The organism is Tolypothrix sp. FACHB-123, assembly GCF_014697075.1.
In the GTDB taxonomy this organism is placed as follows: domain Bacteria; phylum Cyanobacteriota; class Cyanobacteriia; order Cyanobacteriales; family Nostocaceae; genus Aulosira.
On record NZ_JACJRE010000008.1, the window covers coordinates 47,103 to 63,659 of the forward strand.

Here is a 16,557-nt window from a genome sequence, read left to right on the forward strand (position 1 = left end):
ATACCCGTCGGAAAATGTCTTTAATTTTGAATTTTGCGGAAAGATGCGTGCGGGGGTTCCCCTCGTTGAGTAACCTTTTCAAGACGAATTTTGAATTTTGAATTATTAATCACTGATTAGGGGAACTTCAATAGTAAAGCAACTGCCTTTACCAACTTCGCTATTAACTAAGACATTACCGCCATGTTGTTCTACAATCCGCTTTACCAAAACAAGTCCTAAGCCAGTTCCTTCATATTGACGATTCAAACCGCTATCTAATTGTACAAAAGGTTGAAAAAGTTTATTTATATCCTCTGGGGCGATACCAATACCAGTATCACTGACAGATATTCTTAACCAAGCATGATGACTTTGTGTAGTATCAATATGATGAAAATCGGATATATAGCTTGTATGAGGTGATGTAGAAATAGAATAAACTTTTAACTTTACCCTACCACCATGAGCAGTAAATTTGACTGCATTACTAAGTAAATTAATAATTGATTGAGATATGCGGCGTTTATCAAGGGTAATTTTCGTTAACTCAGGTTGAATCTCAGTAATTAATTCAATATCTTTATTAGCTGCTTGTTGACTAATCATGGGGAGAACATCAGTACAGATTTCCTCAACACTAACCGATGACATATCAAGCTCTATTTTGTCGGCTTCAATTCTGGATAAATTTAAGACATCGTTAATTAATGACAGAAGATGTTGTCCGCTATTTTCGATTGTTGATAAAGCAGCTTTTTGGCGCTCGTTGATAGTACCATAAATTTCCTCGCTCAACCCTTCTGTCATACCTAAAATAGCACTGAGAGGAGTACGAAGTTCATGACTCATAACTGAAAGAAAATTACTTTTTGCTTGATTAGCAATTTCGGCTTTCTCTTTTGCTTTAACTAGTTCAGCAGTACGTTCTTGAACAAGTTTTTCCAATTCTAATTGAAGCGTATACAAGGAAACATGAGTTTTTACCCTGGCTAATACTTCCTTTTTTTGGAAGGGTTTGCTAATGTAATCGACTGCTCCCAATTCTAAAGCACGTATTTTACTATTAGTATCAGATAAAGCAGTCATAAATATAATGGGAATTTTCTCTGTAATAGCATTAGTTTTTAACCTGCGGCAAGTTTCAAATCCATCGATTCCTGGCATCATAACATCGAGGATAATTAAAGAGGGGTGAGCATATTCTGCTTGTTCAATAGCTGATTCTCCATCTGTAGCCATCAGCGTTTTCCAGCCGCATTCTTGAATAATTTCTGATAATAATTTGAGATTATTAGCATTATCATCAACTAACAGAATATGTTTTGATCGGGTAAAACTGTCTTCTAGCATCTTCAATGCCTGTGCAAGTATAATTTCCAGTTTTATTCTGCTTTGAGCTACAAAAGCAAGTTTTAATGTAGTTGGCTGCAATTGCCGACTTAGATGTAACCATCATCAACTTGTGCTGCTACCAGGTGTGAGTTTTTCTAGCAATCAAGATGAATGTTCAGGATCTCACTATGCAAAGCGATCGCACTACTGCTGAAGCAACCTCTGCGTCGGTGCTACAGAAAACAGTCATGGGTTAGCCTACTGTGACACAGTATTTAAATTTTCGACAATCGCCCACGAACTGATAGATCTGATGATTATCTGGGCAATATAACTTAGGTTGTATTATACAACACTTGTGTGATAAATCGCAATTAATTTAAGTTATATAAATCTGAGTGATTATTTATGGCTTTATCAATAAAACAAAGTCTTTGGCTATATCCGTACATAAGTATTATTAACTTATGTTTATTATATAAAATAACACCAACACAAGCAGCCGTACCAGTCACAATCCCTGTTGTTTCTTCGACTCAGGCGACTAACTTTCTCGAACAGGGACGAAACTTCTACAATGGGGGACAGTTCGCAGAAGCTGTGCAGGCTTGGCAAACAGCGGTACAACAGTATCGCACTCAAGGCGATCGCATCAACGAAGCCCTAAGTTTAAGTTACCTTTCATTGGCACAACAGGAACTGAATCAATGGGAAGCAGCCAGCCAATCAATCGAGCAAAGTCTCAAACTATTGCAGACAGCTAAACCCTCTGCTGACGCAATTTTATGGGCACAGGTACTCAATACCCAAGCCAATTTGCAATTGCATAATGGTAAAGCGGAAATTGCCCTAGAAACTTGGCAACAAGCGCAAAAATATTATGAGCAAGCTGGGGATACAATGGGCAGCTTGGGTAGTCAAATTAACCAGGCACAAGCTTTACAAACTTTGGGATTTTACCGTCGTTCTAAACAGCAACTAGAGGCGCTCACCCAAAAGCTACAAGCAACGCCAGATTCACAAGTGAAAGTCAATGGATTGCGATCGCTGGGTTTAGCTTTGCAAATGATTGGTGATTCTACCAAGAGTCAACAGTTGTTAGAGCAAAGTTTAGCGATCGCTCGCAAAATTGAACTAAAACCGCAGTTGAGTTCCATATTGCTGAATTTAGGCAAAAATGCTGTTGACTTGCAAAATCCCCAGATGGCATTAGATTATTTTGAACAGGCGCAACAGTTAGCTGTCAATCCCAGCGATCGCTTACAAGCACAGTTAGCCCAGTTTAAACTTTTCCTCGACTACGACAAGCCAGAACTGGCTACCCCAATAGCACCGCAAATATTACAACAACTTCGGGAATTACCTCCCAGTCATACTTCTCTTTATACAGCGATTAATTTTGTTGCTACCTTAAATCGCCTCTCCAATCCGCAGCAAATTGTACCCTTAAAAGATTTGGCACAACTGATGGCAGTTACAGTTAAATCTGCACAGCAAATTCAAGATGCCCAAGCAGAAGCTTATGCACTGCATCAGTGGGGAAAGCTCTATAGTCGGACACAACAGTTATCTCCAGCACAAGAATTAACCCAGAAATCCCTCAACATTGCCCGTCAACTCCAAGCTGAGGATATCATTGCCCAATCTGCTTGGCAGGTGGGACAACTATATAAACAACAAGGCGATCGCCCAAAAGCAATTACTGCCTATACTGAAGCTGTTAAAGCTTTAAAGTCAATCCGCCGGGATTTGGTTGCAGTCAACCCCGATATTCAGTTTTCCTTCCGAGAAAGTGTGGAGCCTGTTTACCGGGAATTAGTTGCTTTACTTCTAGATAATCAACCCAGCCAAGCATCACTCATCCAAGCCCGTGACTTAATTGAAGCATTGCAAGTTGCCGAACTCGATAACTTTTTCCGGGAAGCGTGTTTAGACAGGGCGCAGCAGATTGACCAAGTTGACTCCCAAGCCACTATTATCTACCCAATTATTTTGCCAGATCGCTTAGCGGTAATTCTCTCCAAAAGCGGACAACCTCTGCGTTACTATGTCACGCCAAAATCGCAAACAGAAATTGAACAAACTCTCGGTAATTTGTTAGCTAGCTTTAATCCTGTTTCCGACGGCAAACAACGCGATCGCTTATCTCAAGAAATTTATGATTGGTTGATTCGCCCTGCGGAAATGGATCGCGCCTTCCAAGATAGCAAAACACTGGTATTTGTTTTAGATGGACGCTTACGGAATATCCCGGTAGCCGCCTTGTATGACGGTCAGCAATATTTGATTGAGAAGTATGCAGTTGCCCTTTCCCCAGGAATGCAATTAATGGCGGCGCGATCGCTGTCTTCCAACCGCATCGATGCGATCGTTGGTGGTATCAGCCAATCGCGTCATGGGTTTAGTGCTTTACCTGCTGTGGAATCAGAAATCAAGCAAATCTCCAAAGCTGTACCATCTTCCCTATTGCTCAACCAACAATTTACCAGTCAAGCCCTGGCCGATCGGGTGAAATTTAGTAGTGCTGATGTTGTCCATCTAGCCACCCACGGACAGTTTAGCTCTCGCTTAGAAGACACCTTCTTACTGACTTGGGATGGAGAAGTCAATATTAAAGAGTTGTCAGAACTCCTGAAAAACCGAGGTAACGATCCATCGAAAGCGATCGAATTGCTTGTACTCAGTGCCTGTGATACCGCCACCGGAGACGATCGCGCCGTTTTAGGATTAGCAGGCTTAGCTGTTAAATCTGGTGCCCGTTCTACCCTCGCTACCCTCTGGCCAGTCAAAGATAAAGCTGCCGAAATGCTAATGACACGTTTTTATGACCAACTACGACAACCTAACATCTCTAAAGCGGAAGCATTAAGGCAAGCCCAAATTAATTTAATTCGCCAAACTGATTTTCGCGATCCTTTCTTTTGGTCTGCCTTTGTTTTGGTTGGCAATTGGCTCTAATTAAGTAATTTCACTTAATTAACTTTCTAAAAATTCAGTGTTATTTTACACGTAAAAAACCAATTTTCATGTATATTCCTAGTTAGGTATTTACTCCTGTGAATTTGTATCTAAATTTATTTTCAAGCTTCTTCCCACAGTCAGAAACAGCCTATTTACTATTACTTTTGATCCCTTGAGGTGCAGATCATGAAACGTCGATATGTAGCTAGTACATTGAGCATTATTGCTCTACTGGCTAGCAGTACTTGGAACAGTGCTTATGCTGTGAAATTTACCCCACCAACCAATAATGGTGCTCCCAGCCAAGCAACAGGTGGAGCTTCCCGTAGTAGTTTGTTTACACCCAGATCTGGAAAAGGCGCTCCTAGCCAAGCAACAGGCGGAGCTTCCCGTAGTAGCTTGTTTACACCCAGGTCTGGAAAAGGCGCTCCTAGCCAAGCAACAGGCGGAGCTTCCCGGAATAGCTTGTTTACACCCAGGTCTGGCAAGGGAGCACCCCAACAAGCAACGGGAGGAGCTTCTCGAGGTCATCTATTTACACCAAACTCTGGCAAGGGAGCGCCCCAACAAGCAGCCGGAGGCGCATCCAGAGGTGACTTATTTAAACCAGTCGCAGGTAAAGGCGCACCTCAACAGGCAGCCGGAGGCGCTGCCCGTGTTGGTACTTATTACTTAAATCCTTCAGATGTCAGCCCAGCCGGCCCAGCCGCCCTAATTGCACTCTTACCAGAAAACTTTTATGGCACAACGCTGTCTGAACGCCCAACCATTCTGGTATATCTACCTGCTTCAAATGCAGAAGAAGCTGTGTTTAGTCTCAAGGATGAAGCTGGCAATACTGAGTATCAAATGACCATTCCTGTTGTGGGTAAATCAGGAGTGATCGCCGTCAAATTACCAGCTGATGCACCCACTTTAGCTTTGGGGAAAAACTACCATTGGTTTTTAGCTATCAAAGTTGATGGACAGCTCAGCCCCAGTACACCTTATGTTGATGGTTGGATTCAGCGCATCCAGCCTAGTGCTGAGTTAGCCGCAGCAATGCAGCAAGAAGATGCACTGAAGCGGGCAACTGCTTTAGGTAAACATGGCATTTGGTATGACTGTGTGGAAACACTTGCAGGTCTGTACAGTGCCCAACCCACCGATGTGAATCTCAGCAAACAATGGGAAGAACTCCTTTCTTCAGTTAGTTTGAAAGATATTGTGACAGCAAACATCGCCGTATCTACGAATTAATCACCAAAGGCGGCGGGAAGCCTACCCCTTCAAGGGGTAGCGAGGTTGCGCCTTCCGCCGTGTCAGTGGTCATTTGTCAGTGGTAAGGAAAAGCAACTGACTACTGACCAAGTAGCGCGAAATCTCAACTCTTCAAGAGGTGGGATGAGCTTAACATTTGGGCATTGGGGAGGCAGTGCGCCCTTGGGGATTCCCTCTGTTGTAGCAACTGCCGTCATGGGAAACTGAGTACTTTTAATTACTTTCCCTGCTCCTTAACCCCTAGCCCCTAGCCTCTATTAACCAACCTATGGCGCAAATATGTGGCGCAAATTCCAGACTATAATTAAACGCACTCGTAGTATTTTGATTATTACTCCCAGTGTTGCCTTGACTGTGATTGTTGGGCAGTCATTGGGATTTTTCAATTTAGTGGAATGGAAAATTCGCGATGAATGGGTTCGTCAGCACTCGCTAGAAACCATTGCTGATGAAATTGTCATTGTCACCATCGATGAAAAGGATATCCAATCGGTGCGTAAATGGCCAGTTCCCGATTGGGCTTTAGCAAAATTATTAGCAAAAATTCGGGCGCAGCAGCCCAGAGTTATCGGCTTGGATCTCTATCGAGATTTACCTGAAGGAAGCGGACATGAGGAACTGGCAAAAATTTTCCGTACCACTCCCAATTTAATCGGTGTAGAGAAAATCACCGGGGAACGGGTGAAGCCACCACCAGAATTAAAAAAACTTGAGCAAGTAGGATTAGCCGATTTAGTTTTAGATGGCGATCGCTTTGTGCGACGTGCCTTGTTAACAGCCGTTGATGCTAAAGAACAAGATACCCTCAAAGCTGGTTTAGCAACTATGGTGGCGCTCAAGTACCTGGAAGCAGAAAAGATTAACTTAGAAAGTATTGACCCCCAACAGCAAAAATTCCAGTTAGGTAAAGCAATTTATCTGCCATTAAGTAATGGGGAAGCTGGGTATGCTGATACTGATTTAGGGGGCTATCAAATTCTGCTCAATTGGCATGGTTCGGAAACTGCATTTCGCACAGTAGCAATGCGCGATGTTTTAGCCGGACGAATTCCTACCAACCTGATGCGCGATCGCATGGTATTTATTGGTTCCTTTGCTTCGAGTACCAATGATTTTTTTAGTACCCCTTTCTCTTCCTGGTTATCTGCCCAAAAACCTACCCCTGGTGTAGTTATTCATGCTAATATTGCCCACCAATTAGTCACCGGAGCAAAAACAGGTAAAGGCACCTTGCATGGAGTTCCCGGCATTTATGTATCGCTGTGGATTGTGTTTTGGACTGTCATCGGTTCTGCTGGTAGTTGGCTATTATCTATTAGCAAGTTGCGGATTCCTGGCGGTAAGATTCTCTGGGCAACTGTTGGTATGAGTAGTTTATGCATGTTTGGTGGTTATGGGCTATTCTTAAATGGAATTTTAATTCCCGTCACACCCGCTTTAGCTGCATTCATCAGTAGTGTAATTGCCACAACTAATGCCTATAAACAGCAACGTTTAGAAGAAGCAAATCAACAACTGGAAATTGCTAACGCTCAATTATTAGATTATTCCAAAACTCTGGAGTTCAAAGTTGAAGAGCGAACTCGGGAACTGCTAGAAGCCAAACAAGCTGCTGATGCTGCAAACCAAGCCAAAAGCGAGTTTCTCGCCAATATGAGTCATGAGTTACGTACACCACTCAATGGCATTTTGGGTTTTGCTAAGGTGCTAGAAACAGCGCCAAATATGACCAAGAAAAACCTAGAAGGAGTCAGCATTATTTACCAATGTGGAACGCACTTGCTAATGCTGATCAATGATATTCTCGATCTCTCAAAAATTGAAGCTCGTAAATTAGAATTAGTGGCAACTAGTGTAAATTTGCCCAGCTTTTTACATGGTGTTACCGAAGTTTGCCGTATCCGTGCGGAGCAAAAAGGGATTGCATTTAACATCTTTATAGACGATCGCCTACCTGTCGCTATTCAAGTCGATGAAAAGCGGTTGAGACAGGTATTGATCAACTTATTAGGCAATGCTATCAAATTCACAGACAACGGTAGCGTCTCCTTTAAAGTTGAACTCATCGCTCAACATTTGCCAACAATCACCCATGATGAACAAACGCCACAGATGCAGATTCGCTTCCAAATAGAAGATACAGGTATTGGCATGTCCTCAGACCAACTGGAGAAAATCTTTTTGCCCTTTGAGCAAGTAGGCGAAGCCGGGAAGAAATCTGAAGGTACTGGTTTAGGATTAGCAATCAGTCAAAGAATTGCCACACTAATGACAAGTCAAATTCAGGTGCAGAGTCGATTAGGTGAAGGGAGTTTATTTTGGCTAGATTTGACAGTTCCGGTACCAGTTACCCATGATTGGCAAATTGGCGCAATTAACCCTAGTCATCAGAAAATCATCGGTATTCAAGGTACTAAACCACAAATTTTAATTGTTGATGATGATGCCAACCACTGTTCTATGTTGTCCAGTTTACTGCAAGGAATTGGCTGTCAAACTCTCGAAGCTACTGACGGTAAAAATGGACTAGAACTGGTAAACGAACACTATCCAGATGTGATTCTGCTGGATTTAGCTATGCCGAATATGGATGGCTTTGAACTAATGGTTCACTTACAACAAAATCCGCAAACTTCTAATATTCCGATTATTGTCTCTAGTGCCAGCGTCTTTGAGGAAAATCGCCAACGGAGTTTAGAAGCAGGAGCAACAGCATTTTTAGCCAAACCCCTGCAAATTGATGAACTATTCAATGCGTTGCTATCGTTACTGAAAGTTGAATGGATTTATGCTCAATCTGCTGCACCCTCATCTTCCTCAGATCAGACAGATGAGACAGAATTAGTTCTACCATCACAAGAAACGTTGCAAAAACTATATCACTTGGCAATGATGGGAGATATCCCCACAATCGAGGGAATTATAGAAGAGTTAGTTCAGCAAAATAACCAGCTAACTCCTTTTGCCACTGAGTTAACTAAACTCACTAGCAATTTTCAAACCGCAAAAATTCGTAAATTCCTCAAATCTTTTGTCATCACGGAGTCACATCAATGATTGCCGATTCCCTTACTCAGCCTATCCATATCTTGTTGGTAGATGATAATCCCAATAATCTCAAAGTGCTGTCAGAAGCGATCCGCGGATGTGGCTGGAAAGCACTCATGGCTACAGATGGAGAATCAGCAATTGAACAAACAGAATACGCCCATCCCGATCTGATTCTTTTAGATGTGATGATGCCAGGTATTGATGGGTTTGAAACTTGCCGCAGGCTGAAAGCTAATCCCCATACCCAACATACGCCAATCATTTTTATGACTGCTTTAGCTGATGCTACAGACAAAGTCAAAGGATTAGAAATTGGTGCGGTTGATTATATTACCAAACCTTTCCAACAAGAAGAAGTCATTGCCCGATTGAAGTTACACTTGAAAATAGCCCAGCTTACACGCACGTTAGAACAACGGGTGCAAGAGCGCACTGCCCAATTAACCCAATCTGTAAGAGCCTTACAACAAGCCCAATTACAACTCGTGCAAAGTGAGAAAATGTCCACCTTAGGACAATTAGTTGCAGGTATTGGGCATGAAATTAATAATCCAGTGGGTTTTATTAGTGGTAATAGCTCGCATATTGAACAATATGTCAAAGATTTACTGCGCCTGCTACATCTTTATCAAGAAAAATTACCTCATCCAGATGAGGATATTGATGAGCTAATTGCAGAAATTGATTTAGAGTATATTACTGAGGATATGCCTAAATTACTGGCATCAATGGCTCAAGGAATCAATCGCCTCAAAGAAATGAGCCTATCCTTAAGAACTTTTGCCCGTTCTGATATCTCCTCGAAGGTAGATTATCAAATTCATGAAGGTATTAATAGCACTTTAATGCTATTGCAACATCGGCTCAAAGGTAATGGCGATCGCGCTAACATCCAAGTTATCAAACAATATGCTGAGTTACCCCCCATTGATTGCTATCCCGGACAGCTAAACCAGGTATTCATGAATATCATCGCCAATGCTATTGATGCATTTGATGAATGCGATCGCCAAAACTGCGCTCAACAGATAACCGATTCTGCAAAGACTATCACCATCACTACATCTGTCGATCCTCAAAAACAAAATATTTCGATTTGTATTGAAGATAACGGCCCGGGGATGGTTCCAGAAGTACTAGCCCGAATCTTTGAGCCATCATTTACAACCAAGCCTGTAGGTAAGGGAACGGGGTTAGGATTAGCTATCAGCTACCAGATTATCGTTGATAAACACAACGGCGAAATTAATTGCTTGTCAAACCCTAGTCAGGGTACATCGTTTACGATCGCTCTACCGATTTAAATTTGCTTTGTAACCAAGTCCCTATTGATACATATAGAGAGTAATAAAAATTAATAAAAATTAAAGTCTACAAATTATTTTTTTAGTAAAGTATAAAAATATAGGAGATCCTCCGGGAATTTGCGATTTTTTGGGTTCATGGCTACTGCTTGTGAAATTAATCATCAGCTGTAGTGGATACTTTTAGTGGATGTTAACTTTTTCAAAATTTTTCCCGAATTACTGTATCTATGAATAGACTGTTTTTCAGTATAGTAAGTTACTAATTTAGGAATTTGCTAAATGAATGTGCAAAACAATTATCTTTCTCGGCTCAGGAATTCAAATATCAAAATCGCTTAGTAAGAAATATAGTTAGTTCCATCAGTCTTTTTCACAAGTAACTCTGTTTAAGGCAGAGTAGCTAATGCTGTATGTAAGTTCTTTTAAAGGTAGGGACTTAGACTATAAAAGCTTTGGTTTTCATGTCATTTATTCCCAGATGATTCTATTTTTGATTGGGACGCTAAACTTAAAACACTGTTTTTATTGATAGTTTTGTTCCTGCCACTCTCTACCTTGCTTCGTAACTTTCAGACAATGTTAAGGTTGTTTAAGAATTGACAAAAATCAATTCAATTTTTTGTCCATAATAATTGATCCCTAAAAACTTATGCTGCGTTTTGTGTAGTTTCCTGATACTAAATTGAAAATTTGGAATAATTAGACTTAGAGAGATAAAACATCGGTATATTCCCACTCTAGTAAGTGCTGTTTATCGAACTTATACTATGTTTAAGTATAAGTTTTAACGAATACATATACAGCACATAGATGTTTAATAATTTTGCCGAGATAGCATTTTAGATTCAGGGTTTGGCCATCTCTTAATGTAAATCAATTCTAGCTGGTTTTCATAGTAAATGAACCATCTAGAAAATTTGCTCATGTACAAATTATTGACTGAATAATAAAGGAGATGAAATTTATGAAAACAGTAGTTAATTTAACACAACAATCAGTCTTAGGAGAGATTGAAAGTGTATTAGATACATATCCATATCACCCTTATCAACAAGCTTTTGCAATTCCTGACTTGCGCCAAGAGTTAATAGCCTTTGTTCTTAACCGAATTCCTTGTCTTTACTACACAATTGCGGAAGGATTTCCCTTAAATGAAGCAGAAAAAGAGTGCTTGCTCAACTATAAAAGACCTCGTAGTGCTTTAGAGCAACAACTTCATGTCCAAAATCTAATTCATCAAGGAATTTACGCTATTTTCAAAGACAAGTCAGATTGGATTAGCCATCATCTATGTGAAAAAGTTCAGCCTGGTTTAGAACCATCTCACTGGTTTGGCTGAACTCTAGTTATCTATGAGGAGTTGTTTCAACTCCTCTGTGCTAATTTTTAGCTTTTAAAGGATCATGTCCCCAATTCATTAATGAATAGCGCCAGCGGGTATTTTCCACATCACCTTCAGGTTGCTGTGCTGAGTGACGATGGATATAGCTGACGACTTTTTTCATGTGCGATAAATCATCATCAGTATAGTCATCTTGTTGCTTCTGCAACACTTCTAGGATGCGCTTACCGGATTTATGTCCGATAGATTCAGCATCGTCCTTTTTTTGCCCTACAGATTGAGATTCCTCAGTTTTTAGCCAAGATTATAGTTCATTGGCTGTCATATTGACCGAGGTATAAAACTCATCTATAACTGATTTGACATCCTTACTCATCAAATTTAACTACTCCTCAATATTCTCCAACGCATCAGGTTTATGAGCTGCTTCTTTCCCTGTTTTGTCGCTTTTGACTAAATATTGAGGATTGTCTTTGTCAGCGGCAACATGATGTCCTTTAATATCTGTAGGGGAAGTTAATTTCTTTTCAATTTCGCCAGTGGTTTCACCTTGGGCTGTATTCCACTTCACCTTGTCGCCCTTGTTAAACTTTTCTGTCATAATTTTTCTTTGATGCTGTTTTATACCTGCTCATTATGTTGACTGTGGTAGGGTAATTAATCAGTCGCAAGGTATAAAAATGGGTAATAACCTCCATACAGCTAATCTGGAGAAAATCTCATAACTAAATATGAAAATTTCTTTTTCCTAGTCTCTAGCCCCTATTTTCCAGCCAGATTGCTATAGTCATCACTTGTGTTGCTCGTCATTGTTGTCAATTGAGCTACACCTAGAGTTATTATTTTTAGGATGTCAATTGCAAATGGTTATTTAGGTCAGCTGTATGGCAGATGATAAAGCAAAAAAAGTTCCCCTAGTTTTACAGATTAAAGGGTCGGTTCTCAACAAAATCGCTAAAAATGTGATACTATGTGGGATTTTTGGGACTATTGTTTCCATACTTTATTATTTCAAACTTCCCGTCTCTCAACCTATTTTAGGAAGTGTAATTCCGAGTATTGTTTTAGGTTTATTACTGGTTTTTCGGACAAATACAGCATATGAACGTTTCTGGGAAGGGAGAAAAAGTTGGGGTTCGATAGTCAATACCGTGCGAAATTTGGCGCGACAAATATGGGTGAGTGTTGAGGAAGTTTCCCCAGAAGATAGAAAAGATAAAAAAATCGCTTTAAATCTATTAGTAGCTTTTGCAGTAGCGACTAAATTACATTTACGGGAAGAACCTGTAAATCATGAGTTAAAAGAATTAATGCCATCTTCGATGTATTTAGAATTAAAAATCATGAATAATCCTCCCATCGAGGTGGCATTTTGGATTGGTGATTATTTACAAGGACAATATAATCGTAATCGCTTAAATAGTTACCAGTTAATATCTATGCAAGAGTTATTGAATAATCTGGTAGATAATTTAGGAGTTTGCGAACGAATTTTAAGAACACCGATGCCGCTAGCTTATGCTATTCATCTCAAGCAACTGTTATTACTTTACTGCCTGTTGCTACCTTTTCAAATGGTGAGTAGTTTGGGATGGTGGACGGGTTTAATTACTGCTTTAGTTAGTTTTACTTTATTTGGGATTGAGGCTATTGGTTTAGAAATCGAAAATCCTTTTGGTTATGATGCTAACGATTTACCTTTAGATACAATTTGTCAGACGATGAAACGTAATATTGATGATTTAATTAGTCTAACTCCCAATATGCGATCGCACTCCCCTAATTTAACTAATGCTGAAGATGTCAGCTTGGGGAACTAAAAGCTATAACCGCCGAATCGCAATTTCTAGCCCCGCACAGACACCTGTAAGAAAATCTAAATCTAAAGTAGCGATCGTATCACTGGGTTTATGATAATGCGGATTACGCAAAAATGCCGTATCCGTTACCATAATTGCCGGATAACCTACATCCCAAAACGGTGCATGATCGCTGAGTCTAGTTTGTCTGACAATTAAACCACGATTCGGTACTGGTAACCACTGACTAGATATACCAGCTTGGCGAATACTCCGACTCATACTAAATAAGTCGGGGATGGTGCGCAGATTTCCAATTAAAGCAATAAAATCCCCAGTATTAGGGTAAAACTTCTCTAATGGTGGGGGATAGCTTTGGCTACCAGGGATAGAATTCTTATAACCCAGCATTTCTAAAGATAACATCAAGCGTAAGGGTTGTTTTTGCTGGCGTAACAAAGCTGCATAGTCAGCACTACCCAATAAGCCATATTCTTCCATATCAAACGCCACCAGCCGCAAAGGATATCTAGCTGGTTCCACCGCAAATTTACTCGCCAATTCTAATAAAACCGCCACACCTGTAGCGTTATCATCCGCTGCAACTGTTCCCGGTACACCATCGTAGTGCGCACCAATTAAAACAGGCGGTAAATTTCGTTTTTGCCGTTTAGCTTCAGCAGGTAAATTTAAGATGAGATTCTGGCAGGTTTTACCCCCCGCTTCAAAGGTGTGGATTTCCACACTTCCCCATTGGGTAAATTGCTGTCGAATATATTCTTGGACAAAAAAATGCCCAGCAGTCGCCATGTAGGGATCGCGTTCTCGTACAATTGCCGTCAGGTAAGTTTGTAAGCGTGCTTTTAAATCCAATTGTTTAAATATTCAGTAGCTAGGCGGAAAAATTGTCCTGATTAAAAGGCAAAAGGCAGACTTCGACTTCGCTCAGTGTGTATAAGGATAGGATCAGGAAAACAAGGGGACAAATGACCAATGACTAATGACTAATGACCAGTTATAGAGCGTGTTTGAACACACCAACCATTGTCAATGTTATCCTAGTCTTGCAACTAGCTGCTTTCACTAAAATCCCGATCCTTTCTACTTTAATAATGACTATTATACCTTTGAGGGGTTTTTACCCTAGAGGAAAAAGCTAGAGGCATTCTCGCCTAATCATAATATATATAGTAAGACACATTTAGGAGAAGAGTAACGCATGGGCAAGGTAGTCGGCATCGACTTGGGTACAACCAACTCAGTAGTCGCCGTGATGGAGGGTGGCAAGCCGGTGGTGATTGCCAATGCAGAAGGAATGCGCACAACCCCCTCCGTTGTTGGCTTTAGTAAGGAAGGCGAAAGAGTTGTCGGACAAATGGCGCGGCGACAAACTGTGCTGAATCCCCAAAATACTTTTTTCGCGGTGAAACGCTTTATTGGGCGGAGATATAGCGAGCTAAATCCGGAATCGAAGCGGGTACCTTATACTATCCGCAAAGACGAAATCGGTAATATTAAGATTGCTTGTCCCCGGTTAAATAAGGATTTCGCCGCTGAGGAAATTTCGGCAATGGTGCTGAAAAAATTAGCGGATGATGCTAGTACCTACCTCGGCGAACAAGTTACAGGAGCAGTTATTACAGTTCCTGCTTATTTTAACGATTCCCAGCGCCAAGCTACTCGCGATGCGGGACGAATTGCTGGTTTAGAAGTGTTGCGGATTCTCAACGAACCGACAGCCGCTTCTTTAGCTTATGGCTTGGATCGGGGTAATACGGAAACTATATTGGTATTCGATTTAGGTGGAGGCACATTTGACGTATCGATTTTAGAAGTTGGTGATGGGGTTTTTGAAGTTAAAGCCACTAGTGGAGATACGCAATTAGGTGGTAATGATTTTGACAGAAAAATTGTCGATTGGTTAGCAGAGCAATTTTTAGAAGTAGAAGGGGTAGACTTAAGACGCGATCGCCAAGCTTTACAACGGCTGATGGAAGCGGCGGAAAAAGCCAAAATTGAGCTTTCTGCTGTGAGCGTCACTGATATTAATTTACCTTTCATCACCGCTACTGAAGATGGCCCCAAACATCTAGAAACCCGCATCACTCGCGCCCAATTTGAGGATTTGTGCGGCGATTTGGTAGGACGTTTGCGCACCCCAGTTAAACGCGCTTTAAAAGATTCTGGTCTTTCACCCACAGATATTGAAGAAGTAGTATTAGTAGGCGGTTCTACACGCATTCCAATGGTGAAGCAGTTAGTGCGCGATCTCATTGGGATAGAACCGAATGAAAACGTTAACCCCGATGAAGTAGTAGCTGTTGGTGCGGCTATTCAAGCTAGTATTTTGGCTGGGGAACTTAAAGATGTGCTGCTGTTAGATGTTACGCCGTTATCTGTGGGTTTGGAAACCATTGGCGGTGTGATGAAAAAATTAATTCCCCGCAATACCACCATCCCAGTCCGCCGTTCTGATATCTTCTCTACATCAGAAAATAACCAAAATACTGTGGAAATCCACGTAGTACAGGGTGAACGGGAAATGGCAGCTAATAACAAGTCTTTAGGACGGTTTAAGCTGTATGGTATCCCCCCAGCACCGCGAGGGATTCCCCAAATTCAAGTATCATTTGATATTGATGCTAACGGTATTTTACAAGTCACAGCTTTAGATAGAACCACTGGTAGAGAACAAAGTATCACTATCCAAGGTGCTTCGACTTTGAGCGAGTCAGAAGTTAACCGGATGATTCAAGAAGCGCAAAAATACGCCGATATCGACAGAGAACGCAAAGAAAGAGTAGAAAAACGCACTCGCGCTGAGGGATTAATTGGTCAAGCGGAACGCCAACTTAGAGAAGTAGCGCTAGAATTTGGGATGCAGTTTGCGCGCAGTCGTCGCCAACGCATTGATAATATATCTCGTGAACTGAAGGATGCGTTAAAAGATAATGACGATCGCGGAATCGATCAAGCTTACGCCGATTTGCAAGATGCTTTGTATGAATTAAACCGGGAAGTCCGCCAGTATTATGCTGAGGACGAAGACGACGATTTATTTGGTACAATTCGCGATATCTTCACCGGTGGCGATAAAGAAAAGGAACGGGATTCTCCCAGAGATTCATACTGGAATGATTCTTTTGGTAGGGGAGATTCTACCAGGGATTATGGCCGAGACTCAAATAGAGACTATGGCAGAGACGCCAACAGAGATTATGGCAGGGATTCTACCAGAGATTATGGTAGAGATACTAACAGAGACTATGGCAGAGATTCTACCAGAGACTATGGTAGAGACGCCAACAGAGATTATGGCAGGGATTCTACCAGGGATTATGGCCGAGACTCAAATAGAGACTATGGCAGGGATTCTAACAGAGATTATGGGCGAGATAATCGTTCCTCCTCCGATCGCTCTTCGCGCAAACCTCGCCCCAGTTACCAAGATAACTGGGATGATGATGATGACGATTGGTTGTAGTATGCAAATAAGCGAGTGAATTTGCATCAAAATTCGGAT

11 protein-coding genes and 1 pseudogene are annotated in these 16,557 nt (G+C 41.2%); 8 read left to right on the plus strand and 4 right to left on the minus strand.

The window, feature by feature from the left end; all coding sequences use genetic code 11:
- Positions 1-105 precede the first annotated feature (105 nt).
- On the minus strand, positions 106-1,332 hold the full coding sequence (locus H6G41_RS07750; protein WP_190745183.1) for a hybrid sensor histidine kinase/response regulator: 1,227 nt from the start codon (positions 1,330-1,332) through the stop codon (positions 106-108).
- Between the two features lie 390 nt (positions 1,333-1,722).
- Between H6G41_RS07750 and H6G41_RS07755 the strand changes: the two genes are divergently transcribed.
- The 6 genes from H6G41_RS07755 (at position 1,723) to H6G41_RS07780 (ending at position 11,232) form a co-directional block, all read left to right on the plus strand.
- Positions 1,723-4,272, plus strand: coding sequence for a CHAT domain-containing protein (locus tag H6G41_RS07755; protein ID WP_190745185.1), 2,550 nt, complete (start codon positions 1,723-1,725; stop codon positions 4,270-4,272).
- 189 nt (positions 4,273-4,461) lie between these two features.
- On the plus strand, positions 4,462-5,514 hold the full coding sequence (locus tag H6G41_RS07760; RefSeq protein ID WP_190745187.1) for a DUF928 domain-containing protein: 1,053 nt from the start codon (positions 4,462-4,464) through the stop codon (positions 5,512-5,514).
- A gap of 45 nt (positions 5,515-5,559) precedes the next feature.
- Positions 5,560-5,742 (plus strand): hypothetical protein, encoded by a 183-nt coding sequence (locus H6G41_RS07765; RefSeq protein ID WP_190745189.1) that lies wholly within the window; start codon positions 5,560-5,562, stop codon positions 5,740-5,742.
- A 72-nt stretch (positions 5,743-5,814) separates the two neighbouring features.
- The gene (locus tag H6G41_RS07770; RefSeq protein ID WP_190745191.1) at positions 5,815-8,592 is read left to right on the plus strand and encodes a CHASE2 domain-containing protein; all 2,778 of its coding nucleotides are present in this window, start codon (positions 5,815-5,817) and stop codon (positions 8,590-8,592) included.
- The gene (locus H6G41_RS07775; protein ID WP_190745193.1) at positions 8,589-9,890 is read left to right on the plus strand and encodes a response regulator; all 1,302 of its coding nucleotides are present in this window, start codon (positions 8,589-8,591) and stop codon (positions 9,888-9,890) included. Before H6G41_RS07770 ends, H6G41_RS07775 begins: the two co-directional genes overlap by 4 nt.
- 967 nt (positions 9,891-10,857) lie before the next feature.
- Positions 10,858-11,232: a late competence development ComFB family protein gene (locus H6G41_RS07780; RefSeq protein WP_190745195.1), complete on the plus strand. Its 375-nt coding sequence runs from the start codon at positions 10,858-10,860 to the stop codon at positions 11,230-11,232.
- Between the two features lie 40 nt (positions 11,233-11,272).
- Here H6G41_RS07780 and H6G41_RS35005 read toward each other — a convergent pair.
- Positions 11,273-11,527: pseudogene (locus H6G41_RS35005) on the minus strand (DUF3140 domain-containing protein); the annotation flags it as partial.
- Positions 11,528-11,620: 93 nt separating this feature from the next.
- Positions 11,621-11,836, minus strand: coding sequence for a DUF2945 domain-containing protein (locus tag H6G41_RS07790; protein WP_190745197.1), 216 nt, complete (start codon positions 11,834-11,836; stop codon positions 11,621-11,623).
- A gap of 283 nt (positions 11,837-12,119) precedes the next feature.
- Here H6G41_RS07790 and H6G41_RS07795 point away from each other — a divergent pair, with 283 nt between their 5' ends.
- Positions 12,120-13,055 (plus strand): bestrophin family ion channel, encoded by a 936-nt coding sequence (locus H6G41_RS07795; protein WP_190745199.1) that lies wholly within the window; start codon positions 12,120-12,122, stop codon positions 13,053-13,055.
- Positions 13,056-13,058: 3 nt separating this feature from the next.
- Here the strand turns inward: H6G41_RS07795 and H6G41_RS07800 are convergent, their stop codons facing one another.
- The gene (locus H6G41_RS07800; RefSeq protein WP_190745201.1) at positions 13,059-13,907 is read right to left on the minus strand and encodes a M28 family peptidase; all 849 of its coding nucleotides are present in this window, start codon (positions 13,905-13,907) and stop codon (positions 13,059-13,061) included.
- Positions 13,908-14,253: 346 nt separating this feature from the next.
- Here H6G41_RS07800 and dnaK point away from each other — a divergent pair, with 346 nt between their 5' ends.
- Complete coding sequence (dnaK, locus tag H6G41_RS07805; RefSeq protein WP_190745203.1) at positions 14,254-16,518, plus strand: molecular chaperone DnaK; 2,265 nt, start codon at positions 14,254-14,256, stop codon at positions 16,516-16,518.
- Positions 16,519-16,557 lie beyond the last annotated feature (39 nt).

What these genes read in the sequence shown, in the direction of transcription:
- H6G41_RS07770 (WP_190745191.1), top strand. Translation starts at nt 5,815, where the DNA reads ATGTGGCGCAAATTCCAGACTATAATTAAACGCACTCGTAGTATTTTG.
- H6G41_RS07750 (WP_190745183.1), bottom strand. Translation starts at nt 1,332, where the DNA reads ATGCTAGAAGACAGTTTTACCCGATCAAAACATATTCTGTTAGTTGAT.
- dnaK (WP_190745203.1), top strand. Translation starts at nt 14,254, where the DNA reads ATGGGCAAGGTAGTCGGCATCGACTTGGGTACAACCAACTCAGTAGTC.
- H6G41_RS07790 (WP_190745197.1), bottom strand. Translation starts at nt 11,836, where the DNA reads ATGACAGAAAAGTTTAACAAGGGCGACAAGGTGAAGTGGAATACAGCC.
- H6G41_RS07760 (WP_190745187.1), top strand. Translation starts at nt 4,462, where the DNA reads ATGAAACGTCGATATGTAGCTAGTACATTGAGCATTATTGCTCTACTG.
- H6G41_RS07755 (WP_190745185.1), top strand. Translation starts at nt 1,723, where the DNA reads ATGGCTTTATCAATAAAACAAAGTCTTTGGCTATATCCGTACATAAGT.
- H6G41_RS07775 (WP_190745193.1), top strand. Translation starts at nt 8,589, where the DNA reads ATGATTGCCGATTCCCTTACTCAGCCTATCCATATCTTGTTGGTAGAT.
- H6G41_RS07780 (WP_190745195.1), top strand. Translation starts at nt 10,858, where the DNA reads ATGAAAACAGTAGTTAATTTAACACAACAATCAGTCTTAGGAGAGATT.
- H6G41_RS07795 (WP_190745199.1), top strand. Translation starts at nt 12,120, where the DNA reads ATGGCAGATGATAAAGCAAAAAAAGTTCCCCTAGTTTTACAGATTAAA.